The sequence below is a fragment of the Geodermatophilus sp. SYSU D00525 genome, from assembly GCF_054050475.1.
On the sequence record NZ_JBJGZK010000028.1, the window covers coordinates 33229 to 56000 of the forward strand.

22 protein-coding genes and 1 pseudogene are annotated in these 22772 nt (G+C 77.0%); 12 read left to right on the forward strand and 11 right to left on the reverse strand.

The features are described from left to right. Positions 1–120: 120 nt before the first annotated feature. The 3 genes from ACI796_RS19285 to ACI796_RS19295 are packed head-to-tail and all read left to right on the forward strand — an operon-like array spanning position 121 to position 5578. Positions 121–2709: a molybdopterin oxidoreductase family protein gene (locus ACI796_RS19285; RefSeq protein WP_456942834.1), complete on the forward strand. Its 2589-nt coding sequence runs from the start codon at positions 121–123 to the stop codon at positions 2707–2709. Beyond that, positions 2709–5237 carry a nitrite reductase large subunit NirB gene (gene nirB / locus ACI796_RS19290; protein ID WP_456942835.1) on the forward strand — a complete coding sequence of 843 codons (2529 nt, stop codon included), beginning with the start codon at positions 2709–2711 and terminating at the stop codon, positions 5235–5237. The genes ACI796_RS19285 and nirB overlap by 1 nt, the downstream gene beginning before the upstream one ends. After that, positions 5234–5578, forward strand: coding sequence for a Rieske (2Fe-2S) protein (locus ACI796_RS19295; protein WP_456942836.1), 345 nt, complete (start codon positions 5234–5236; stop codon positions 5576–5578). Before nirB ends, ACI796_RS19295 begins: the two co-directional genes overlap by 4 nt. A gap of 64 nt (positions 5579–5642) precedes the next feature. Here the strand turns inward: ACI796_RS19295 and arr are convergent. Together arr and ACI796_RS19305 are read right to left on the reverse strand one after the other, a co-directional pair. Then, positions 5643–6100: pseudogene (gene arr / locus ACI796_RS19300) on the reverse strand (NAD(+)--rifampin ADP-ribosyltransferase). A 16-nt stretch (positions 6101–6116) separates the two neighbouring features. After that, entirely contained in the window at positions 6117–6566 is a 450-nt protein-coding gene (locus ACI796_RS19305; RefSeq protein WP_456942837.1) for a DUF2000 family protein, read from the reverse strand. A gap of 50 nt (positions 6567–6616) precedes the next feature. On the opposite strand from ACI796_RS19305, the gene ACI796_RS19310 reads away from it, so the two are divergent. Next, positions 6617–7405 carry an AraC family transcriptional regulator gene (locus ACI796_RS19310; protein ID WP_456942838.1) on the forward strand — a complete coding sequence of 263 codons (789 nt, stop codon included), beginning with the start codon at positions 6617–6619 and terminating at the stop codon, positions 7403–7405. Positions 7406–7409: 4 nt separating this feature from the next. On the opposite strand, the gene ACI796_RS19315 is transcribed toward ACI796_RS19310, so the two are convergent. From ACI796_RS19315 to ACI796_RS19330, 4 genes are all read right to left on the reverse strand, one after another. After that, the gene (locus ACI796_RS19315; RefSeq protein WP_456942839.1) at positions 7410–7931 is read right to left on the reverse strand and encodes a hypothetical protein; all 522 of its coding nucleotides are present in this window, start codon (positions 7929–7931) and stop codon (positions 7410–7412) included. Between the two features lies 1 nt (position 7932). Then, entirely contained in the window at positions 7933–9306 is a 1374-nt protein-coding gene (locus ACI796_RS19320) for a hypothetical protein (RefSeq protein ID WP_456942840.1), read from the reverse strand. Further along, entirely contained in the window at positions 9306–9803 is a 498-nt protein-coding gene (locus tag ACI796_RS19325) for a SigE family RNA polymerase sigma factor (RefSeq protein WP_456942841.1), read from the reverse strand. The genes ACI796_RS19320 and ACI796_RS19325 overlap by 1 nt, the downstream gene beginning before the upstream one ends. A gap of 101 nt (positions 9804–9904) precedes the next feature. Next, positions 9905–10696, reverse strand: coding sequence for a hypothetical protein (locus ACI796_RS19330; protein ID WP_456942842.1), 792 nt, complete (start codon positions 10694–10696; stop codon positions 9905–9907). Between the two features lie 148 nt (positions 10697–10844). Here ACI796_RS19330 and ACI796_RS19335 point away from each other — a divergent pair, with 148 nt between their 5' ends. Next, on the forward strand, positions 10845–12230 hold the full coding sequence (locus ACI796_RS19335) for an MFS transporter (protein ID WP_456942843.1): 1386 nt from the start codon (positions 10845–10847) through the stop codon (positions 12228–12230). Positions 12231–12294: 64 nt separating this feature from the next. On the opposite strand, the gene ACI796_RS19340 is transcribed toward ACI796_RS19335, so the two are convergent. The 4 genes from ACI796_RS19340 to ACI796_RS19355 all read right to left on the reverse strand — a co-directional run bounded on the left by ACI796_RS19340 (position 12295) and on the right by ACI796_RS19355 (position 16871). Next, entirely contained in the window at positions 12295–13470 is a 1176-nt protein-coding gene (locus tag ACI796_RS19340) for a uroporphyrinogen-III synthase (protein WP_456942844.1), read from the reverse strand. Between the two features lie 77 nt (positions 13471–13547). Beyond that, positions 13548–14996 (reverse strand): PP2C family protein-serine/threonine phosphatase, encoded by a 1449-nt coding sequence (locus tag ACI796_RS19345; RefSeq protein ID WP_456942845.1) that lies wholly within the window; start codon positions 14994–14996, stop codon positions 13548–13550. Further along, positions 14996–15727, reverse strand: a complete 732-nt coding sequence (locus tag ACI796_RS19350) for a GAF and ANTAR domain-containing protein (RefSeq protein ID WP_456942846.1) — start codon at positions 15725–15727, stop codon at positions 14996–14998. The genes ACI796_RS19345 and ACI796_RS19350 overlap by 1 nt, the downstream gene beginning before the upstream one ends. A 79-nt stretch (positions 15728–15806) precedes the next feature. Then, positions 15807–16871 (reverse strand): MBL fold metallo-hydrolase, encoded by a 1065-nt coding sequence (locus tag ACI796_RS19355; RefSeq protein ID WP_456942847.1) that lies wholly within the window; start codon positions 16869–16871, stop codon positions 15807–15809. A gap of 54 nt (positions 16872–16925) precedes the next feature. On the opposite strand from ACI796_RS19355, the gene ACI796_RS19360 reads away from it, so the two are divergent. The 7 genes from ACI796_RS19360 to ACI796_RS19390 all read left to right on the forward strand — a co-directional run bounded on the left by ACI796_RS19360 (position 16926) and on the right by ACI796_RS19390 (position 21410). Continuing rightward, the gene (locus ACI796_RS19360) at positions 16926–17417 is read left to right on the forward strand and encodes a PH domain-containing protein (protein ID WP_456942848.1); all 492 of its coding nucleotides are present in this window, start codon (positions 16926–16928) and stop codon (positions 17415–17417) included. Between the two features lie 389 nt (positions 17418–17806). After that, positions 17807–18337, forward strand: coding sequence for a translation initiation factor IF-3 (gene infC / locus ACI796_RS19365; protein WP_456942849.1), 531 nt, complete (start codon positions 17807–17809; stop codon positions 18335–18337). A gap of 102 nt (positions 18338–18439) precedes the next feature. Next, positions 18440–18634 (forward strand): 50S ribosomal protein L35, encoded by a 195-nt coding sequence (gene rpmI / locus ACI796_RS19370; RefSeq protein WP_456930242.1) that lies wholly within the window; start codon positions 18440–18442, stop codon positions 18632–18634. Between the two features lie 35 nt (positions 18635–18669). Beyond that, positions 18670–19056, forward strand: a complete 387-nt coding sequence (gene rplT, locus ACI796_RS19375) for a 50S ribosomal protein L20 (RefSeq protein ID WP_456942850.1) — start codon at positions 18670–18672, stop codon at positions 19054–19056. Positions 19057–19259: 203 nt separating this feature from the next. Next, the gene (locus tag ACI796_RS19380; RefSeq protein WP_456942851.1) at positions 19260–20051 is read left to right on the forward strand and encodes a TrmH family RNA methyltransferase; all 792 of its coding nucleotides are present in this window, start codon (positions 19260–19262) and stop codon (positions 20049–20051) included. 12 nt (positions 20052–20063) lie between these two features. After that, on the forward strand, positions 20064–20645 hold the full coding sequence (locus tag ACI796_RS19385) for a DinB family protein (RefSeq protein ID WP_456942852.1): 582 nt from the start codon (positions 20064–20066) through the stop codon (positions 20643–20645). 48 nt (positions 20646–20693) lie between these two features. Continuing rightward, positions 20694–21410 (forward strand): TetR/AcrR family transcriptional regulator, encoded by a 717-nt coding sequence (locus tag ACI796_RS19390; protein ID WP_456942853.1) that lies wholly within the window; start codon positions 20694–20696, stop codon positions 21408–21410. Between the two features lie 19 nt (positions 21411–21429). On the opposite strand, the gene ACI796_RS19395 is transcribed toward ACI796_RS19390, so the two are convergent. Continuing rightward, on the reverse strand, positions 21430–22770 hold the full coding sequence (locus ACI796_RS19395; RefSeq protein ID WP_456942854.1) for a sodium/calcium exchanger protein: 1341 nt from the start codon (positions 22768–22770) through the stop codon (positions 21430–21432). Positions 22771–22772: the final 2 nt, after the last annotated feature.

Genomic DNA, 22772 nt, shown 5'->3' on the forward strand with positions numbered 1-22772 from the left:
GCCCCCATCCTGACCGTCGGGCGGCCGCACCGGGCCCCGTGCCCGCCCGTGAGGTCTCCGGAACGCAGCCTTGACGTCGTCGTGGCCGCGGGGAAACCGCCGCACCCGACGCTCGGAGCCGTGTCCGCACCCCTCCCGTCCGGCGCCGCCGCACCGGCCGGTCCCCGCACGCGGACCACCGCGACGCACTGTCCCTACTGCTCGCTGCAGTGCGGCACGGCGGTCACCGCCGGCGACCGTCCCGCGACGCTCGTACCCCTCGACTTCCCGACCAACCGGGGCGGGCTGTGCAGCAAGGGCTGGTCGGCGGCCGAGCTGCTCGACCACCCCGAGCGGCTGACCCGCCCGCTGGTCCGCGCGGTGCCCGGCGACCGCACCAGCCCGCTGGTCGAGTCCTCCTGGGAGGAGGCGCTCGGCCGCGTCGTCGCCGCGGTCGGGCGCACCCAGGCCCGGTACGGCCGCGACGCCGTCGGCTGCTTCGGCGGCGGGTCGCTGACCAACGAGCAGGCCTACCAGTTCGGCAAGTTCGCCCGGGTCGCGCTGGGCACCAGCGCCATCGACTACAACGGCCGCTTCTGCATGTCCTCGGCGGTCGCCGCGGCCACCCGCGCGTTCGGCCTGGACCGCGGGCTGCCGTTCCCGCTGGCCGACGTCGCCGAGGCCGACGTCGTCGTGCTGGTGGGCAGCAACCCGGCCGACACCATGCCGCCGGCGATGCAGCACCTCGACGCCGGCCGGGAGCGCGGGGCGCTGCACGTCGTCGTCGACCCCCGCCGGACGGCGACCGCCCGCAGCGCCGGGCTGCACCTGCAGCCGCTGCCCGGAACCGACCTCGCGCTGGCCAACGGGCTGCTGCACGTCGCGGTGGCCGAGGGACTGGTCGACGAGGCGTACGTGGCCGCGCGCACCACCGGCTCCGACGCCGTGCGCGCCGCGGTGCGGAGCTACTGGCCGGACCGGGTCGAGCGGATCACCGGCGTGCCCGTGGAGCAGCAGCGGCGCACGGTGTCCGCGCTCGCCCGGGCGGAGCGGGCCGTGGTGCTGACCGCGCGCGGCGCCGAGCAGCACAGCGCGGGCACCGACACCGCGACCGCGTGGCTGAACCTGGCGCTGGCCCTCGGCCTGCCCGGCCGGCCCGGCAGCGGCTGGGGCACCCTCACCGGCCAGGGCAACGGGCAGGGCGGCCGCGAGCACGGGCAGAAGGCCGACCAGCTGCCCGGCTACCGCCGGCTCGCCGACCCGGCCGACCGCGCGCACGTCGCCGCCGTCTGGGGCGTGGACCCCGACGACCTGCCGGTGCCCGGGCGCAGCGCCTTCGAGCTGCTCGACGCGCTCGGCAGCGACGGCGGCGTGCGCACCCTGCTGGTGCTCGCCTCCAACGTCGCCGTCTCCGCCCCCGACGCCCGCCGGGTGGTCAGCCGGCTCGGCGACCTGGACTTCCTCGCCGTCAGCGACTTCTTCCTCTCCGAGACCGCCGAGCTGGCCGACGTCGTCCTGCCCAGCGCGATGTGGGCCGAGGAGTCCGGGACGATGACCAACCTCGAGGGGCGGGTCATCCGGCGGCGGCGCGCGCTCGACCCGCCCGAGGGCGTCCGCGACGACCTGGCACTGCTCGCGGAGCTGGCGGAGCGGCTGGGCGCGCGGGGCTTCTCCGCCGACCCCGAGACCGTCTTCGCCGAGCTCGGCCGGGCCAGCGCCGGGGGAGCGGCCGACTACTCGGGCATCACCTACGACCGCATCGACGCCGAGCAGGGCGTCTTCTGGCCCTGCCCCGGCCCGGACCACCCCGGGACGCCGCGGCTGTTCACCGAGCGCTTCGCCACCCCCGACGGCCGCGCCCGCTTCGTGCCGGTGCACCACACCGGCGCGCGCGAGCAGCCCGACGCCGAGTACCCGTACGTGCTCACCACCGGCCGGGTGCTCGCGCAGTACCAGTCGGGCACCCAGACCCGGCGGACGCGCAGCCTGCAGCTGGTGGCCCCGGTCCCGCGGGCGGAGCTGCACCCCGACCTCGCCCGCCGGCTCGGCATCGCGCACGACGACGTCGTCGAGCTGGCCACCCGCCGCGGCCGCGCCCGCTTCCACGCCGCGGTCACCGACGCCATCCGCCCCGACACCGTCTTCGTGCCCTTCCACTGGGGCGGCGGGGCCAGCGCCAACGCGCTCACCGACCCCGCGCTCGACCCGGTCAGCCGGATGCCCGCCTTCAAGGCCTGCGCGGTCGCCGTCACCCGCGTCGGCGGCCCGGCCGAGCGGCCGCCCGCCCCCGACGCCGCGACCCAGCCCGTGCCGCAGCCGCACACCCGCACCGTCCCGCCCGCACCCCGGCCCCCGGCCCGGAGCCCGAGGAGGAGCCATCCCGTGAAGAGCACCCCGAGATTCCTGCAAGGCGTCTTCCCGGTCACCGGGGAGGGCCTGGCCGAGCCCGGGCCCATCGACCCGGCGCTGCGCTACCAGGTGCCCGCCGGCGCCACCGCGCAGGCGCTGTACTTCCGCGGCGGCAACTCCACCCCGGAGCTGGTCTACGTCCTGCTGGTGCGCGACGGGGAGCCGGTGCGCTGGTTCCCGATCGGCGCGAAGGGCGACGTGCACGTGCCGCTGCGGGTGGTCGAGGACCTGCCCGGCGGCTGCGTCGTCGAGCTGCACGCCGCCGCGCCCGAGGGCGTCACCGGCGAGCTCGTCGTCGACCTGGGCCTGGTGGAGGTGTGATGACCGCCGTCCTGGGCGGTCGCCCGGAGGGGCTGACCACGATCGCGATGGACGCCGACCTCGACACCCGCGCGCGGCTGGTCGTCGTCGGCAACGGCATGGCCGGCGCCCGGTTCGTCGAGGAGGTGCTCGAGCGCGGCGGCGGCGAGCAGTTCCGCACCACCGTGTTCGGCGACGAGCCGCACGGCAACTACAACCGGATCCTGCTCAGCCCGGTGCTGGCCGGGGAGACGCACGAGGACGACATCGTCCTCAACAGCCACGACTGGTACGCCGACAACGGCGTCACGCTGCGCGCGGGCGTCCGGGTGGAGCGGATCGACACCGCCGCCAAGGTCGTCCACGCCGCCGACGGGACCACCGCCGCCTACGACCACCTGGTGCTGGCCACCGGCAGCTACAGCTTCGTCCCGCCGATGACCGGCGTCCGCCGCGACGACGGCAGCCTGCTGCCGGGCGTGTACGGCTTCCGCACCATCGACGAGACCCGCGAGATGCTCGCCGCCACCGGCCGCTGCCGGAAGGCGGTGGTCATGGGCGGCGGGCTGCTGGGGCTGGAGGCCGCCCGCGCGCTGCAGGGCCACGGCCTCGAGGTCGACCTCGTGCACGCGATGCCGTGGCTGATGAACGCCCAGCTCTCCCGGGAGGCCGGCGCCGTCCTCGAGCGCAGCGTCACGGCGCTCGGCATCACCGTGCACCTCGACGTGCTGGCCACCGAGGTGCTCGGCGACGACGCCGTCGAGGGCGTGCTGCTGAGGGACGGGCGGCGGATCGACTGCGACCTGCTCGTCGTCGCCGCCGGGGTCCGCCCGCACACCGACGTCGCCGTCCGCTCGGGGCTGGAGGTGGAGCGCGGCGTCGTCGTCGACGACCAGCTGCGCACCGACGACCCCGACGTCTACGCCATCGGGGAGTGCGCCCAGCACCGCGGCTCGGTCTACGGCCTGGTCGCGCCGGCCTGGGAGCACGCGAGGGTGCTGGCCGACGTCCTCACCGGCACCGACCCGACGGCGGAGTACCACGGCAGCCGGACGGCGACCAAGCTCAAGGTCGCCGGGGTCGACGTCGCCACGATGGGCGTGAGCACCCCCGAGCGGGACTCCGACGAGTTCCTCGTCATCTCCGAGCCGCGGCGCGGGGTGCACATGTCGGTGGTGATCCGCGACGACCGGCTGGTCGGCGCGACGCTGCTCGGCGACACCCGCAAGGTCGCCTACCTGACCCAGGCCTTCGACCGCGGCACCGCACTGCCCGGGGAGCGCATCCGGCTGCTGGTCGACCTGTCCGACGGCAAGGAGGAGGTCGGTGTCGCCGACATGCCGGCCGAGTCGCAGGTCTGCAACTGCAACGGCGTGACCAAGGGCGCGATCTGCGGGGCCGTGGCCGACGGCTGCGGCAGCGTCGGCGCGGTCATGGACCGCACCCACGCCGGCAAGGGCTGCGGGTCCTGCACGTCCCTGGTGGAGCAGATCGTGGAGTGGGCCGCCGGCGGAGAGGTGGCCGAGGACCCGGCCGCGTCCTGGTACGTCCCCGGCATCCCGCTGGCCAAGCCGGCGCTCATGGCCGCGATCCGCGAGCAGGACCTGCGCAGCGTCTCGGCCGTCTTCGCCGCGCTCGCCCCCGGCGGCAAGGAGGACGCCCGCTCGAAGACGGGCCTCACCTCGCTGCTCAAGACGGTGTGGGGCAGCGACTTCGTGCGGGAGAAGGACGCCGAGTTCGTCAACGACCGCGTGCACGCCAACATCCAGCGCGACGGCACCTTCTCCGTCGTCCCGCAGATGAAGGGCGGGGTGACGACGCCGGCCCAGCTGCGCCGCATCGCCGACGTCGCCGAGACGTACGAGGTGCCGATGGTGAAGGTCACCGGCGGCCAGCGGATCGACCTGCTCGGCGTCCGCAAGGAGGACCTGCCCGCGGTGTGGGCCGACCTCGGGATGCCCTCGGGCCACGCCTACGGCAAGAGCATGCGCACGGTGAAGACCTGCGTGGGCAGCGACTTCTGCCGCTTCGGCCTCGACGACTCCACGCAGCTCGGCATCGACCTGGAGACGCGGTTCCAGGGCATCGAGAGCCCCGCGAAGATCAAGATGGCCGTCGTCGGCTGCCCGCGGAACTGCGCCGAGGCCTACGTCAAGGACGTCGGCGTCGTCGCCGTCGGCAGCGGCCGGTGGGAGGTGTACGTCGGCGGTGCCGCCGGGGCCACGGTCCGCAAGGGCGACCTGCTGGCCACCGTCGACTCCCCGGAGGCGGTGACGACGCTGGTCGGCCGGTTCGTGCAGTACTACCGGGAGCACGCCAACTGGCTGGAGCGGACCTACGACTTCGTGCCGCGGGTCGGGCTGGAGCGGGTCCGGTCGGTGGTGGTCGACGACGCCGAGGGCACCTGCGCCGACCTCGACGCCGGCCTGCAGCGCTCGATCGACGCCTACACCGACCCGTGGGGGCAGGACGGCCCCGAGCCGGCCACGCCGGGGCAGTTCCGGCCCGCGCTGCCGCTGGTCCCGCTGCCGCAGGTGCCGGTCCGATGAGCGTCGTCGACACCCGGCCGGCCAGTCCCGCCGCCGTCCGGGCGTACGCGGTCGGCCGGGCCGGGGACGTGCCGCCGGGGGAGGGGCGGGCGTTCGTCGCCGGGGACGTGCAGGTCGCCGTCTTCCGGCTGCGCGACGGGTCGCTGCACGCCACCCAGGCCGCCTGCCCGCACGCCGGCGGCCCGCTCGCCGACGGGCAGACCGACCCGGACGTGCTCGTCTGCCCGCTGCACCTCTACGGGTTCCGGTGGGCCGACGGCGCCCCGACCGCCGGCGACGTCGGCCCGGTGCGCGTGTACCCGGTCCGCGAGGTGGACGGGATGCTCGTCGTCGACGTCTGAGGCGCAGGGTGTGCACGCAGCGCGGTCCCGGGGTCCTCCGGATCGCGCTGCGTGCCCACACCGCTCAGTCCTCGATGACGTCGAGGCCCTGCTCGCGCAGCCGCGCGAGGGACGCGAGCATCCCCGCCACGACCTCCGGAGCGTGCCCCTCCCGGCCCTCCACCTCGCCGACGACGCGCAGCGGGGGAGCGGGTCCGGTAGGACCGCGTGGGGTTGCCGGGGAACCGCTCGTCGGTGACGTTCGGGTCGTCCTCGAACGGGCCCAGCGGCGCCACGACGTGGACGTGTCCCCGGTGCCCGTCCCCGGCCGGCGCCGTCGCCGGCTCCGCGCCCGCAGGCGGCGGTGTCGACCAGCGACGTGGAGTACACGTGGTCCATCACCCGGCCCGCCCGGACGTCGGGGCCGCGGCCGGGGACCAGCTCGTCGCCGACGGCGAGCGTCGCCCGCGTCCCGTGGAAGGAGGGCCCGGGGACGTCCGCGCAGTCGGTGTGGGTGACGGGGACGTGCGGCGACTCCTCCATCCCGGCGATCCTGCCCTCACGGGTGCATGCGGGCGCCCCTGGTGACCTTGTCGACGGCGTTCCGCGGTCCGTGCACGGCGATCCCGACCAGGTCGAAGTCGGCGCCGGCGACCGCGCGCACGGCGGCCCGGTTCTCGGCGTCGCCGCCGGTGGCGAACAGGTCCGCGGTGGACAGCGACGTCGGCAGCCCCCGCTCGAGCGCCCGCGTCCGCGCCCGGGCGAGCAGCTCCCCGGGACCGGTGAGGACCAGCACCGGCTGGCGGAAAATCGCGAGGTACCGCGTGCCGTCGGCGTCCTCGTAGGGCCGGCCGACCAGCTCCGGCACCGCGGCGGCGACCGCGCCGGCCAGGAACGCGGTCACGTTGAGCTCCTGCCACGGCAGCAGGCCCTCCCGCAGCAGGACGGCGATCTTCGTGGGCCACGGCGGGCCGACGTCCACGGTCTCCTCGAGGGGCAGCGTCTCCACGCCCTGCAGCGTCGGGCCGGGCGGCGGTCCCGTTCTCGTACGTTCCTGACGTGACGGCCGAGGTGGTGGCCTGGCGGCCTCCGGTCCCGGGCCTGATCGAGGTGTTCCACGCCCGGTTCACCGACCACGTCCACCCGCCGCACACCCACGACGCCTGGACGCTGCTGCTCGTCGACGACGGCGCCGTCCGCTACGACCTCGACCGGCACGCCCACGGCGCGTCCCCGGCCGGGGTCACCCTGCTGCCGCCCGGCGTGCCGCACGACGGGCGGTCCCAGTTCCCCGGCGGCTTCCGCAAGCGGGTGCTGTACCTGGAGCCGGCGACCCTGGGCGAGCGGCGGATCGGCACCGCCGTCGACCACCCCGCGTACGCCGACCCCGTGCTGCGCGACCGCGTCTCCCGGCTGCACGCCGCGCTCGCGCCGCACACCGAGGCGCTGGAGGCGGAGAGCCGGCTGGCGTTCGTGCTCGAGCGGCTGGGCCGGCACCTCGACCGCGCCGTCGTCGCGGCCCCGCCCGTGCGGGACGACCCGCTCGCCGACCGGCTGCGCGACCTGCTCGACGCCCGGCTCGCGGACGGGGTGTCCCTGGAGGCGACGGCGGCCGGGTGGGGCGTGCACCCGACCCACCTGGTCCGCGCGTTCACCCGCCGGCACGGGCTGCCGCCGCACCGGTACCTCACCGGCCGGCGGGTCGACCGCGCGCGGCGGCTGCTGCTCGACGGGCTGCCCGCCGCGGAGGTGGCGACGGCGGTCGGCTTCTTCGACCAGGCGCACCTCACCCGGCACTTCCGCCGGATGCTGGCGACGACGCCCGCCGCCTACGCCCGCTCGGCCTGACCGCTCAGGGTGCCGGGACGGCGACGGTGGCCGCCATCGGGCCGCCGCACTCCTCGCTGCCGCCGACCCGCACCCAGTCCAGGTCGACGCCGACCTCGGTGAGCGCGCCGCCGCCGGCCGCGAGCACGGTGACGGTCGCGGCGTCCGGTGTCTGCATGTCCGTCGGCACGCCGGCCGTGGCCCCGGTCAGCGGCGCGGTGACCTCGGTGACCGGCTCGGGGTCCCGGTCGAGGCGGACGGCCTGCCCGCACGAGGGCTCGCAGACCACCCGCACCGACGACGGCGCCTGCCCGGTCCAGTCGCCGGTGAGCTCCACCCGCACCGCGTTGACCCAGCCGATCGCCGGGCAGACGACCTCGCCCGGGCCGCCGGACCCGCCCGCGCAGCCGGTCGCCAGCCCCGCCGCGAGCAGCACCCGTCCGGCGGGCAGCGGCACCGGCCGCCGCCGGCGCGGGGCGGTCCGGCGGTCCCGCGCCTCCTCGGCCGGCTGCCGGGCGGCGACGACGGAGGCGGGCTCGGCGGGCACGTCAGTCCCAGCCGTGGGTCGCGGCGAGCCGCTCGAGGCCGTCGAAGCCGAGCTCCTCGGCGGGGGCGAGCACGGTGCCGTCGGCGGCCAGGAACAGGACCTCGGCGCCGTCGCCCGGAACCGCGGCGACCCGGTCCCGCAGCGGCACGTCCGTGCCGTCCACCCGGGCGGTCACGGCACCCGGCGGGCCGATCAGCACGGCGCCGTCGGCCTCCGGGCACCGCAGCACGAACCCCCGTGCGGTCACCGGTGCGCCGGCCGGCAGGAGGTCGGTGGCGCACCAGGTGCCGGACGCGGCGCCGGTGCCCGCGCTCCCGGTGAGCGTCGCCTCCAGGTAGGCCGCGCCCGAGGGCAGCGTCGCCGCGAGCAGCCGCAGCGTCCCCGGACCGTCCCCGCCCGGCACGCTCCCGGACCACACGAGGTCGAGGGTGACCTCCTCCGGCCGCAGGCCCGTGACGACGAAGACGTGGTCGACCGCCGCGTCCAGGACGGGGTCCGTGCCCACCGCGAGCGCCGGGCTCGGCGGGGTGGAGTCCTCCGGTCGCCAGGTCATCGGCATCGCGGTCACCACCGTCGCGCCGTCGCGGACCACGCGGTAGCGCAGCGCCTCGTCGTAGGACCCGGTCGCCGGGTCCAGCGCCAGTGCCGCGACGCCGTCGGGCGCGTCGACCGGGACGAAGTCGCGGCCCACCGTGCCGTCGGCGGCCACCTCCGGACGGCGGGACACCTCGACGACGTCCCCCGGCGCGGCGACCACGAGCAGGGCGCCGGTGCTCGCGTCCGACAGCGCCACCGGCCGCCCCGCCGCGAGCCCCGACATCGACCCGGCCCGCTGCAGCTGCTCCGGGGCCGCGCCCTCCGGGCCGGTGAACCAGACGGCGGCCAGGGTGCCGGCGGCCGTGGGGTCGGCGGGGTCGACGGGCCGGTTCGCGGCCATCGCCGGGTCCTCGCCGGCGACCAGCACCCACCGCCGGCCGGCGGCGTCCCCGGCGTACACGACGCGGCGGGCCTCCGGCGGGGAGTCGGGGGCGTGGTCGCCCGGGCTGTCGGTCCACGGCAGCTGCCGCACGCCCTCGACGAAGGCGGCGTCCCCGGCCAGCGAGCCGCGGGTCGGCCCGGTGAGGACGTCGGCGGAGGCGGCGGCCGGCCCGGGCGCGGCCACGCCGACCGCGGGCACGTCCCCGTCGCCGGGGTCCCGGAGCGCGACCGGGACGGCGACCACCACGGCCGCCACCGCCGCGGCCACCGCGGTCAGCCCGAGCGTCTGCCGGCGCCGCGCGCGGTGCCGGGTCACCACGGCCCGGGCGAGGTCCTCCCGCGGCGGGGGAGCGGTGCGCTCGGCCAGCCGGGTCAGCCGGTCGGTCAGGTCGTCCATCAGGAGTCCTCCCCGCTCACGAGGACCGGCGGCACCAGCAGCGCGCGCAGGCGGGCCAGCCCCCGGGTGGTGTGGGTGTTCACCGCGCTGGTCGAGCAGCCCATCGCCTCGGCCGCCTGCTGCTCGGAGAGGTCGGCGTAGTAGCGCAGGACGACGGCGGCGCGCATCCGCGGCGGCAGCGAGCGCAGCGCGGCGCGCAGCTCCTCGTCGTCCTGGCGCGGCACCGCCGGGTCGGCCCGGTCGGGCAGCGCCTCGACCACCTGCTCGGTGCTCGCGAGCCGGCGCCGCCAGCTGGTGTGGGTGGTGACGACGACGCGGCGGACGTAGGCGGCCGGGTCGCCGCCGCGGGCGACCCGGTCCCAGTGCCGGTAGGTCTTCAGCAGCGCGGTCTGGACCAGGTCCTCGGCGTGCCCGCGGTCCCCGGCCAGCAGCACGGCCAGGCGCAGCAGCCCCGCCTGCTCGCGGGACACGAAGTCCTCGAAGCCCCGCTGGTCCACCCCGTGCCTCCCGCCGGTCGCCGTCACCCTCTACACGCGGCGGGGCCCCCGGCAGACCCACAGCGGCAGGTCACGGGTCGATCACGATCCGCGAGGGAGGGTCAGGCCAGGTCGGCGAGGGCGGCGGCGACCGCCTGGTCGCGCACGAAGTCCAGCGCCAGCAGCCGGTGCACGAGCACGCCGCGGCGGGTCAGCCGCAGGTCGGCCGGGCGCAGCCGGGGGAGCGCCGCGCCGCCGGGGCGCGGGGTCGCGGGCGGCGGGTCGAGCAGGCCGCGGCGCTGCAGGTCGGTGAGGTCCTCGAGCGCGCCCCACGCCGTCCAGCCGCGGGGGTCCTGCGGGACCGGCGCCATCGGCAGCGGGGTGCGCTCGCGCCGGCCGACCGCGGCCAGCAGCACCCACTGCCGCCCCGTGAGCTCCGTGGCCAACCGCAGCCCGCGGAACACGACGGCGGCGTCGAGGTCGGGGGAGACGGCGGCCTCGGCGAGCAGGTAGCCGAGGTGGCGCACCCGCCACTCCTCGGTGACCGCGCGGGCGGCGAGCACGGCGGCCTCGGCCACCTCGTCGGCGGGCGCCCGGTCGCCGGGGCCGGAGGCGAGGAAGCCGTCGGTGCGCACCGCGCGGCCCTGGGCGGCGCGGGTCACCGACAGCTCGGCGGCGAAGGCCAGCGCGGCGCCGGCGCGGCACCGGGCGCGGGAGGACACCGGCGCGGGCGGGTCGGCGTCGGCCGCGGTCGCGGTGCGCCGGAGCCACGCGGCCAGCCCGCCGTCCAGGCGCACCTTCGCCGAGCCGTCGTCGAACACCAGCCCCGCGGCCGTGCGCGCCATCGTCCCGGCGACCAGTTCCCCGGACTCCACGAGCGCGCGTCCCGGTGCCGCCTCCGTGTACTCCGCCACGCCGTCGATCATGGCCGAGCCGGCCGCTCCGTGTCGGCCCGGCGGCCGGACCCTCACCACAGCGGGGCAGGGCCGGTGAGCACAACGGAACACACGGTCAGCCCGACGGCGACGGCGGGGAAATCGCGGCCCGCGACGCTTCCGGGCCATGGCCGCCCCCACGCGCACCGCGCCACCCACCGCCCCCGCGCCGCCGAGCCCGCCGCGCGGCGGGCGCTGGATCGACGACTGGCGTCCCGAGGACCCGCTGTTCTGGGAGACCACCGGCCGGCGGGTCGCCCGCCGCAACCTGTTCTTCTCGGTGTTCTCCGAGCACGTCGGCTTCTCGGTCTGGAGCCTGTGGTCGGTCGTCGTGCTGTTCCTGCCCGAGCCGGTGTTCGGCATCGACCCGGCCGGCAAGTTCCTGCTCACCACGCTGCCGACCGCGCTCGGCGCCGTCGTGCGGCTGCCCTACACCTTCGCCGTCGCGAAGTTCGGCGGCCGCAACTGGACGATCGTCAGCGCCGCCCTGCTGCTGGTCCCCACGGTCGCCACCGCGGTCGTCCTCGAGCCCGGCGTCTCCTACACGACGCTGCTGGTCGTCTCCTGCCTGGCCGGCGTCGGCGGCGGCAACTTCGCCAGCTCCATGGCCAACATCAACGCCTTCTACCCCGACCGGCTCAAGGGCTGGGCGCTGGGCCTCAACGCCGGCGGCGGCAACCTCGGGGTCCCGGTGATCCAGCTCGTCGGCCTGCTCGTGCTCGCCACGGCCGGCGTCGAGCACCCGCGGATCGTGCTGCTCGTCTACGTCCCGCTGGTCGTCGTCGCCGCCGTCGGCGCGGCGCTGCTCATGGACAACCTGACGACGGCGCGCAACCAGCCGCGGGCCATGCGCGAGGCGACCCGCGAGCCGCACACCTACGTCGTGTCCTTCCTCTACATCGGCACCTTCGGCTCGTTCATCGGCTTCGGGTTCGCCTTCGGGCAGGTGCTGCAGAACCAGTTCGGCGCCGACTTCGCCACCCCGCTGGCGGCCGCGTCGCTGACCTGGCTGGGCCCGCTGCTGGGCAGCCTGGTCCGCCCGCTCGGCGGCTCGCTGGCCGACCGCTACGGCGGCGCGCGGATCACCTTCTGGACCTTCGTCGCGATGGCGGCCGGTGCCGCGGTCGTGTTCACCGCCGGCCAGGTGGGGTCGCTGCCGCTGTTCGTCGTCGGGTTCGTGCTGCTGTTCGTGCTCAGCGGCGTCGGCAACGGCTCGACCTACAAGATGATCCCGGCGGTCTTCCGCACCCGGGCGCTGCAGCAGGTCGCCGCGGGCGCCGACCCCGCCGCCGCCGACCGGCAGGCGCTGCGGACGTCCGGGGCGCTGATCGGCATCGCCGGCGCCGTCGGCGCGTTCGGCGGCGTGCTGGTCAACCTGGCGTTCCGCCAGTCGTTCCTCACCACCGGCAGCGGCGACGCCGCCTACCTCGTGTTCATCGCCTTCTACGCCGTCTGCGTCGCGGTCACCTGGGCGGTCTACCTGCGGCCGACCGCCCGCACGGCGGGCGTCTGAGCGCCCGTCCCCCTGTGCACGTCCGCGGAGGTGCACAGGGGGACCCGCTCAGACCGCCAGGCGCTCAGACCGCCAGGCGGTAGCCGCGCTTGACGACGGTCTCGACGACGCCCGGCCCGAGCGCGGCGCGCAGCCGGGTCACCGCCATCTCCACGGCGTGCCCGTCCCCGCCGCCGGGCAGCCCGCGCACCAGGTCGGGCTTGGCGACGACGGCGCCGGGACGGGCGGCCAGCGCCCGCAGCACCGCCATCGGCCCCGGCGGCAGCTCCACCAGGCGGCCGTCGAGCACGGCGGCGTGCCCGCGGACCTGCAGCGCGGCGTCCCCGACCCGCAGCACCGGGTCGCGCTCGGGCAGCCGGGCGACGACCTCGCGGGCCAGGGCGCCCAGCCGGGAGCGCTCGGGCTGCAGCGTCGGCACCCCGGCGGCGGTCAGCGGGCCGGCGGTGACCGGGCCGACGGCGACCGGCAGCACCCCGCCGGTCAGCGCGGCCACCAGCTCCTCCCGCCGGCCGAGCTCCGTGGCCACCGACAGCAGGCTGGCCGCGGCCGGCGCGCTCGTGAACGTCACCGCGTCGACCGCGCGGGCCGCGACCATCCCGACCAGCCGGCGCAGCGGCGCGACGTCCTCGGGCAGCACCCACCGGTACACCGGCACGGTCAGCACCTCGGCGCCGGTGGCCCGCAGCGCGTCGACGAACTCCGGCAGCGGGTCCCCGTGCAGCTGGACGGCGACCCGGCGCCCGGCCAGCGGGCCCTCGGCGCCGGACAGCAGGTGCTCGAGCACCTCGGCCGAGGACTCCGACGCCGGCGACCACGCGTCGACCAGCCCGCCGCCGCGGATGGCGCCGCGCGCCTTGGGGCCGCGGGCGAGCACCCGGGCGCCGCGCAGGTGCCCGACGAGCGGCAGGTCCCACGCCTCGGCGGCCTCCAGCCAGCCGCGGAACCCCACGCCCGTCGTCGCGACCACCAGGTCCACCGGCGCGGCGAGCACCGCCTCGGTGGCGGCGACCAGCTCGGCGTCGTCAGCCAGCGGCACGATCCGGATCGCCGGGGCGTAGACCACCCGGGCGCCGCGGCGGTCCAGCAGCGCGCCGAGCTCCTCCCGCCGCCGCGCGGCAGTGACCGCCACGGTGTACCCGGCCAGCGGCGCGGGGCCGGCGGCCTGCTCCGGGCCGGCCTGCTCCGGGCCGGGCTGCTCCGGGCCGGTCGCGAGCGCCGGGGCGTCGGGGGAGGAGGTCACCGGTCCATGGTGGCCCGTGGGCGTTGCGGTCGTGTGACGGCCCCTGCACCGCCGGCCGGCCGCGGTGGTGCGACCGGTCAGCGCACGGCCCAGGACGCGATCAGGATGCTGGCGTCGTCCTGCAGCACCCCGCCCTGGTGGTCGAGGACCGCGCGCACCAGCCGGCGGACCGTCTCCGGCGGCGGCTGCCCGGCCGCGGCCGCGCGGGTCAGGAACTCGACCAGCCGCTGCTCGCCGAACCACCGCCCCGCGGCGTCGCGCGCCTCGGTGACGCCGTCGGTGTAGAGCACCAGCCAGTCCCCGGGCTCGAGCACCTCCTCGGCCACCTCGAACGCCGCCGTCCCGAGGCCGAAGGGCACCCGCCCGCCCGCGGTGAGCTCCTTGACCACCCGCCCGCGCCGCAGCAGCAGCGGCGGCGGGTGCCCCGCGCGGACGTAGCGCAGCCGCCCTGTGGTGACGTCGAGCTGGGCGAGCACCCCCGTGACGAAGGCGCTGCCGGTGAAGGTCGTCGCGACCACCTCGTCGACCGCGCGGACCTGGTCGTGCAGGCCGCGCCCGTCCCGCCGCACGCTGCGGGCGGTGGCCAGCGTGGCGGCGCTCATCAGCCCCGCGCCGAGGCCGTGACCCATGGCGTCGAGGACGGTCATCCACACCTCGTCCTCGGCGAGGGCGTAGTCGAAGGCGTCGCCGCCGACGTCGTCGCTCGGCTCGAGCAGGCCGGCCAGGACGAAGGCGTCGGTGGCGGCGGTCAGCGGCGGCAGCTGCTGCCACACCAGCTCGGCCGACGGCGTCCGCGGCCGGCCGCGCCGGCTGCGCTCCAGCACGTCGCCGTAGACGCCCATCGAGGTGGCCAGGTGGGCGACCATCGAGGCCAGCCACCAGCACTGCTCGCGCAGGCCGGGGTCCTCGAGGTCCCGGGCCGCCTCCACCCGCACCTCCAGGACGCCGACCCGGTCCGCGCCGTCGAGCAGCGGCACCCACAGGCGCGGCACGCCGCCGGCCTCCGACGGCAGCGGCTGCCCGTGCTGGAACACCCGCCCGGCCAGCGTGCCGTCGACGGCGATCGGCTCGCCCACCGGCCGGCCGCCGCCGGACAGCTGCACCAGCCGGCGCTGCTCGTGGTCGACGACGTGCACGGCGACGTCGACGCCGAGCACCCGGCCGGCCTGCGCGGCGAGCTGCGGCAGCCGGTCCGGCGGGGCGGTGCGGGCGGCCTCGAGCAGCTGCAGCAGCGCCGCCAGCGGGCCGGTGGTCGGCCGCGGCGGCCGCAGCGCCCGGGAGTAGGGCACCCGGCGGGCCGCGGACAGCTCGTCGAGGCGCTCGTTGACCGCGACCGCCAGCAGGTCGCCGTCGATGTCGGACAGGCACGCCAGCCCGTCCAGGTACGCCTCGACGTCGAACATGTCCGCGTTGCCGCCGAGCTCGAAGTACCGCAGCCACAGCTGCTCGAGGGTGAGGTCGGCGTGGTGCAGCGCGGCCCGCAGCGGCGTCCGCGGGTCCTCGGCGGGGCCGTCGGTCGGGAGCATCAGCGCAGCCGGCGGACGGCGGAGTCGACGATGGCCCGGGCCGCCTGGCGCAGCGTCCCGGCGTCGCCCCCGGAGCGGGACAGGAGCATGGCCAGCGCGGTCTCCTCCCCGACGCCGTGCCGGGCCATGAGCACGCCCTTCGCGGTGCTGACGACGTCGCGGGTGGTCACCGCCAGCCGCAGGTCCTCGCTGGCCCGGCGCGCCTGGTCCCGCGCGGTGACGTGCACGACCAGCAGCGCCGCCTGCGCCGCGGACAGGGTGAGCACCTGCGCGTCGTGGTCGGTGAAGGCGCCGGGGTCGGTGCCGTAGACCTTCAGCGCGCCGACGGTGCGGTCCCCGGCCACCAGCGGGGCGCTGATCGTGGACAGCAGGCCCAGGTCGGTGGCCGCCGCGGCCCAGCGCGGCCAGCGGGGGTCGGTGCACAGGTCGTCGGCGCGCACCAGCGTCCGCTCGGAGGCCGCGGCCAGGCACGGCCCCTCGTCGAGCTCGTACTGCAGCGCGTCGGCGCGCTCGACCAGCGGGTCGGTCGAGCCCGACGACCGCCGGCCGCTGCGGTCGACGATCGAGACGCCCGCGCCGGCCGCCGCCGGGACGGTCTGCAGCACCAGGGCGCTGACGAGGCCCAGTGCGGTGGAGACGGTCTCCTCGGACAGCAGGAGCCCCGCCACGCGGGCGGAGACGACCGACAGCTCGTCGGCCAGGGGGAGCGAACGAGTGGCGTCCTGGGACACGGGCACCTCGCGGGGACCGGCCGTGGCCACCCGGGTGTTCGAGGTGCCGCGGCCTGCAGGCACCCAGGTTAGTGCCGGATCAGCGCAGTGGTGCCGCCGTGTGGCGCGGCACCCGCGCGCCGTCGCGGACGACCAGCCCGCGGCTGACCAGCAGCCGCAGGTGCGCGTCGGTCTCGGTGACGGCGAAGATCCGCATCCGCCGCTCGTACTGCGACCACGGCCGCGACCACGTCAGGTGCGCGGCCAGGTCCCACGGGGTGCTCCCGGGGTGCGCCCGGACCGCGGCCAGCAGCTCGGCCAGCCGGCGCTCGTGGTGCGCGCGCAGCTCGCGGACCCGCCCGGTGAGGCCGCGGAAGCGCCACTCGTGGCCGGGCAGCACCTCGTCGGCCTCCTCCCCGGCGACCCGCTCCAGCGAGGTCAGGTAGTCGCGCAGCGGGTCGGCGGCGCCGCCGGCGTGCGTCGAGACGTTCGGGCTGATGCGGGGGAGGACGTGGTCGCCGGCGAAGAACAGGCCGGTGGCCTCGTCGGCGAAGCACAGGTGCCCGGCGGTGTGCCCGGGCGTGTGGACGGCGCGCAGCGCCCAGCCGGGCAGGTCCGCGCGGTCGCCGTCCTCGAGCAGCCGGTCGGGCAGCGCCAGCCGCCGCCACCGCGCGCGCTCCTCCGGCGTCCCGGCGTCCGCGCGGGCGTCCGCCTCGGGAGCGCCGAGCCCGACGAGGAAGGCGACCTCCACCTCGGTGGACTCCTCGGGGGAGCGGGCGGTGAAGGTGGTCAGGTCGCGGGCGTCGGCCGGGTGCATCGCCACCCACGCGCCCGACGCCTCCCGCACCCGGCCGGCCAGGCCCACGTGGTCCATGTGCATGTGGGTGACCAGCACCCCGCGGACCTCGGTGACGCCGGCGCCGATCCCGGCCAGCCCGGCGCACAGCGCCGCCCAGCTGTCGTCGGCGTCCCAGCCGGTGTCGACCAGGCCCAGCCCGCCGCCGGCCAGCTCGAGCACGTACGCGTTCACCCAGCGCAGCGGGCCGCCCATCGGTACCGGCACCGACCACAGGCCCGGCCGCACCCGCTCGACGGCGGGCACCGACCGCTCGCGCCACGCGGCGCGCTGCGCCTCGCCGGTCACCTCCACGCCGCCTGCGTCCACGCCCCGGCACTCTGCCAGCCCCGGCCGGGCGCGCCGGGCTGGGACCATGGGGGCGTGCCGACGCCGCCCGCCACCCCCACCCGGATCTCCGCCGTCCCCCTCCTCATGCGGGTGGTCTGCACGCTGCTCGCCGTCACGGTCGTCGTCGTCATGGTCGTCACCGCGCTCGTCACCCGGCCCTCGGACGAGCTCAACCCGTTCGACGCCGCCGACCGCGTGGCCATCGCCGGGATCGGCCTGTTCGTCGGCGCGGGGATCCTGCTGCTGGGCCGGCCCCGGGTCGACGCCGACGCCTCGGGCATCCGGGTGCGCAACCTGCTGGGGCAGCGGACGCTGCCCTGGGCGGCGGTGCGCGGCGTCCGGTTCGACCGCCGGGCGTGGGTGGCCACCCTGGAGCTCACCAACGGCGACGCGATGGCGATCACGGCGCTGCAGGCGGTCGACGGCGAGCGCGCGGTCACCGCCGTCGAGGGGCTGCGGGCGCTGCTGGCCGCCGACGTCGCCGCCCGCCCCGCGCCGGCGCACGGCCCGCTGCTGCACGAGTGAGCGCCGTCCCGGCCACCGGAATACCCGGCCCGACCGCGACGCTGTAGCATGGGCGTGCCTCCCCGCTACACGAGGCGCGTGAACCACCCCAGCGGCCCCGCCCCGGGCCGCTGACCAAGAGGAGCCCGCTCCCACCTGGCGCCGTCGAGGCGCCCAGGTCCCCGGTTCGCGGGAGTCCGGCCTGCCCCGGCCGGGACCCCGCGACGTGCCCGGCCCGGCGACGGGCCGGTGCCGCACCGGCGAGACGGGCCCTGTGAGCACCGCTCACGGGGCCCTCGCCGTCTCCGGTGCCCGGGTGGGCGCGACCTCCTCCCGTGTGACAGAGCAGAGGAGAGGCCATCACCGAGCCCCGTATCAACGACCGTATCCGCGTCCCCGAGGTCCGCCTGGTGGGCCCGGAGGGCGAGCAGGTCGGCATCGTGCCGATCGGCGAGGCGCTGCGCCTGGCGCAGGACTCCGAGCTCGACCTCGTCGAGGTCGCGCCGATGGCCCGGCCGCCGGTCGTCAAGCTGATGGACTACGGGAAGTTCAAGTACGAGTCCGCGCAGAAGGCCCGCGAGGCCCGGCGGAACCAGGCGCTCACCGTGATCAAGGAGATGCGGCTGCGCCTGAAGATCGACCCGCACGACTACGAGACCAAGAAGGGCCACGTCGAGCGCTTCCTCAGGAGCGGCGACAAGGTCAAGATCACCGTCATGTTCCGCGGTCGCGAGCAGTCGCGGCCCGAGATGGGCTACCGCCTGCTGCAGCGGCTGGCCGCCGACGTCGCCGAGCTCGGCGTGGTCGAGTCCAACCCCAAGCAGGACGGCCGGAACATGGTCATGGTGATCGCCCCGCACCGGAACCAGGCCGCGACCGACGGCGCGCGCCGTCAGGCCAAGGCCGACCGGGCCGCCGAGGGGCAGACCCCGACGGCCTGACCCGGTCGCACAGCAGGACCGCACCACCGAGACGGCCGGCGTCGTCTCGGCAGCCCCGTGCTGCCGGGCGGCGCCGACACCCACGAACAGGACGACGAGGACATGCCGAAGCAGAAGACCCACAAGGGCACCGCGAAGCGGGTGCGCGTCACGGGCACCGGCAAGATCATGCGCGAGCAGGCCAACAACCAGCACAAGTTCGAGCACAAGAGCTCGCGGCGCAAGCGCCGGCTGGAGAAGGACCAGGTCATGTCCCCGGCCGACACGAAGACCATCAAGAAGCTGCTGGGCATCTGAGCCCCCGCCTCCCGTAACCAGCAAGGAGTTCTCACGTGGCACGCGTGAAGCGGGCGGTCAACGCCCAGAAGAAGCGCCGGACGACCCTCGAGGCCGCCAGCGGGTACCGCGGTCAGCGTTCGCGCCTGTACCGCAAGGCCAAGGAGCAGATCCTCCACTCGGCCACCTACAACTACCGCGACCGCAAGGTGCGCAAGGGTGACTTCCGCAAGCTGTGGATCACCCGCATCAACGCCGCCGCGCGGCAGAACGACATGACCTACAACCGGTTCATGCAGGGCCTGAAGCTGGCCGGCATCGAGCTCGACCGCCGCGTGCTCGCCGAGCTCGCGGTCAACGAGCCGGCCGCCTTCGCCGCCCTGGTGGAGACCGCCCGGGCCGCCGTCGCCGCGACCCCGGCCGGCGGCGAGCAGGCCGCCTAGAACCACCCCTCCCGGCGCCGTCGGTGCCCGGCCCCAGGGCCGGCGCCGGCGGCGTCGGTGCGTGTGGGGGCGGGTGTTCCTGGTCGAGATCACGCGATCTCGCCGCCGGGACGCGCGGGGAACGCCGAGATCGCGCGATCTCGCCGCGGGGCGGCGCCGGTAACGCCGAGATCGCGCGATCTCGACCGAGACGGGAGGACGACGTGAGCGAGCTGCTGACCGAGCGGTCGGGGCGGGTCGCCGCCGCGCGCAAGCTGACCCGCCGCGCCGGCCGCGACGCCGCGGGCGCCTTCCTCGCCGAGGGCCGCCAGGCGGTGTCCGAGGCGCTGGCCACCGCACCGGACGACGTCCGCGAGGTGTTCGCCACCGAGGCCGCGGCCGCCGCGCACCGCGACCTGCTCGCCGGCACGACCGTCCCCGTCCGGCTGGTCACCGAGAAGGCGGCGGCGGGCCTGTCCGAGACCGTCACGCCACAGGGCCTGGTCGCCGTGTGCGCCCTGCGCGACCTGCCCGCCGAGCGGCTGGCCGCCGACCCGCCCGCGCTCGCCGTCGGCCTGGCCGGCCTGGCCGACCCCGGCAACGCCGGCACCGTGCTGCGCACCGCCGACGCCTGCGGTGCCGGCGCGGTGGTGTTCGGCGCCGGGTCCGCCGACCCGTACGGCGGCAAGGCGGTCCGGTCCAGCGCGGGCAGCCTGTTCCACGTCGACGTCGTCCGGGGCGCGCCGCTGGAACCGCTGGTCGCCGGCCTGCGGGCCCGCGGGGTCACCGTGCTGGCCGCCGACGGCGGGGGCGAGGCCGCCCTCGACGAGCTGGAGGACACCCTCGCCGGGCCGGTCCTGTGGCTGTTCGGCAACGAGGCGCGCGGCGTCCCGCCGGAGCTGGCCGCGGCCTCCGACGCCCGGGTGCGGATCCCGATGCGCGGCCGCGCCGAGAGCCTCAACCTGGCCGCCGCCGCGGCCATCTGCCTCTACGCCACCCAGCTCGCCCAGGGCTGAGAGGCTGCGCGGGTGGACGACGCCGCCAAGACCACCCTGCTGCGCTACCTGACCACCGCCCGCGAGGCGCTGCTGTGGAAGCTCGAGGGGCTGTCCGAGTACGACGTCCGCCGGCCGCTGACGGCCACCGGCACCAACCTGCTCGGCCTGGTCAAGCACCTGGCCTGCGTGGAGGCCGGCTACCTCGGCAACGTCGTGGGCCGGCCGTTCCCCGAGCCGATGGTGTGGGACGACCCGGACGCCGGGGACGACGACGACCTCTGGGTGCGCGCGGACGAGTCGCGCGCGGACGTCCTGGCGCTGTACGCCCGGGCCACCGCGCACGCCGACGCCGCCGTGGCCGCACTGCCGCTCGACGCGACCGGCGAGGTGCCGTGGTGGCCCGAGGACCGGCGGCACCCCACGCTGCACACGCTGCTGGTGCACGTGCTCGCCGAGGTGGCCCGGCACGCCGGGCACGCCGACGTGCTGCGCGAGGGCCTCGACGGCGCGGCCGGCCTGCGGCGGGACAACGACAACCTCACCCGCGACGGCGACGCCGACCGCGCCGCCTACGTCGCACGGGTGGAGGAGGCCGCGGCCGCGTTCCGGTGAGGACGGCGCGCCGCCGACGCCTTCCCGCCGCGGATCGGGAACGGCAGGGTGCAGGTCTCGAGCCGCCCCCCGGGGCGGCCGACGTCCCCGGGACGGAGGGCAGCTGCCATCGCGAGATCCGCGCAGGGCCTCGACGACGACCCGCGGCCGGCCGCGGACGGACGGCGCGCCCGCTGGACCGAGCACCGGCGCGCCCGCCGGGCGGAGCTGACCGGTGCCGCCGTCGAGGCGGTCCGCGCGGCCGGCCCGGGCTTCGCCGTGGACGACGTCGCCCGCGCCGCCGGGGTGTCGAAGACGGTCATCTACCGCTACTTCGCCGACAAGGACGAGCTGGTCGACGCCGTCCTCGAGCGCATCTCCTCGGCGATCCTGCTGCCGCGGCTGCTCGGCGAGCTGGCCACCGGGCGGCGCGACGACGTCGAGCGGCTGCGCGCCGTCATCGCCGCGTTCGTGCGGCTGGTCGAGGACGAGCCGGAGCTCTACCGCTTCGCCTACGCCTCGGCCGGCCGCACCGGGCGCCCGGACCTGGTGGCCGCCACCGAGCGGGAGGTCGCCAGCGCGCTCGCGGCGCTGCTCGGCGAGCGGCTGGCCGCCGCGGGCCGGCCGACCGGTGCCGCGACGACGTGGGCCTACGGCGTCGTCGGCATGGTGCAGCTGGCCGCGCACTGGTGGTCGGGCACCCGCGAGGTGCCCGCCGCCGAGCTGGTCGAGCAGCTGACCGCGCTGGCCGCCGGGGGACTGGTCGGCCTGCTGCCCCCGGCCTGAGTTCCCCTGGGCCCCACGCTCAGGCGGCCGCGGTCTCGCGCTCCTCGAGCCGGTCGAAGGGCGTCAGCGTGCCGTCGCGGGCGAGGTCGCGGGCCCGCCGGGCGCGCGTCGCCAGCCGGGCCAGCGCCAGCGCGACGTAGACGCCGGAGAGCACGAGCACCAGCACCCGGTCGGCGTCGGCGGGCAGCACGATGCTGCCGGCGAACTGCACCGCGAACAGCACGAACAGGGTGGCCGCCCCCGTCGTCGTCAGCCGCAGGCCGACCAGCAGCGAGACGGCGAACAGCGACTGCGCGGCGGTGAGCAGCAGCTCGGTGCGCTGCTGGGTGTCCAGCGGCAGGCCGTGCAGGCCCGTCGAGGACAGGGCGAACGCCAGCGGGATCGTGCCGACCAGCAGCGTCCACTGGTTGACCTTGCTCGACAGCAGCGTGCCCAGGGAGTCCGAGGCGCGCAGCCGCCAGGCGTACAGGCAGGCGACGATCAGCTCCGGCGACTCGCTGGCCAGCGGCGCCACCCACTGCACGAGCAGGAACTCGTCGACGCCGAGCGCCGCGCCGGTCTCCACCAGCGACTCGGCGAAGTGCTCGGCGCAGGCCAGGATGACCAGCGCGGCGACGGCGAACACCGCGGCCACCCAGGTGCGCCGGCGGCGCCGCGGCTGCTCGCCGAGCCAGCGCGAGGTGCCGATGAGGTCGGGGTCCTCGGCCGGCGCCTGGGCCAGCCGGCGGGCGTAGAGCACGAACACGGTCACGAGCACGACGGCGTCGACCAGGGTGAGGCTCGAGCGCAGCGGCAGGTGCAGCGAGTAGAGGGTGGCGACGCCGAGGAAGACGACCTCCGGCGACATCGTGGCCGCCAGCCGCACCTCCCGGCGGGGCGCCCGCTGCGCGGCGTCGTCCCCGGCGCGGCGGCGGCGCGCGACCGCCAGCGCCGCCACCACCACGACCAGCGGCCAGCCGACGCCGACCAGCACCCGGTTGGCGCCGGTCATGTTGGCCAGCGCCAGCGAGCAGGCGTCCTCGCCGCCGTCCGGGGGCGTGCAGGAGCCGGTGTCGCCGTAGGTGGTGCCGGCGGTCCAGGTGAAGACGAAGTCGACGGCGTACTCGGGCAGCACCGCCAGCAGCGCGAGCAGCGCCAGCGCGAGGCCGGCCGAGATGTCCACCTGGGCGGCCTCGGCGGCCCACGACAGCAGGAACGCCGCGCCGACGATCGCCGTCCCGAACAGCAGTGCCTGCAGCGGCGCGGACAGGTCGGGAGCGGGCAGGCCCAGGTAGGCGGCGGCCCCGAGCCACGCGCCGGGCAGCGTCACGAGCGTCGCCAGGCCCAGGGGGGTGGGCGGCCGGCGGCGGGAGTCGGGCACGG

Excerpts from the sequence above, each read along its gene's own strand:
- nirB (WP_456942835.1), top strand. The coding sequence starts at position 2,709 with ATGACCGCCGTCCTGGGCGGTCGCCCGGAGGGGCTGACCACGATCGCG.
- ACI796_RS19295 (WP_456942836.1), top strand. The coding sequence starts at position 5,234 with ATGAGCGTCGTCGACACCCGGCCGGCCAGTCCCGCCGCCGTCCGGGCG.
- ACI796_RS19320 (WP_456942840.1), bottom strand. The coding sequence starts at position 9,306 with ATGGACGACCTGACCGACCGGCTGACCCGGCTGGCCGAGCGCACCGCT.
- ACI796_RS19335 (WP_456942843.1), top strand. The coding sequence starts at position 10,845 with ATGGCCGCCCCCACGCGCACCGCGCCACCCACCGCCCCCGCGCCGCCG.
- ACI796_RS19345 (WP_456942845.1), bottom strand. The coding sequence starts at position 14,996 with ATGCTCCCGACCGACGGCCCCGCCGAGGACCCGCGGACGCCGCTGCGG.
- rpmI (WP_456930242.1), top strand. The coding sequence starts at position 18,440 with ATGCCGAAGCAGAAGACCCACAAGGGCACCGCGAAGCGGGTGCGCGTC.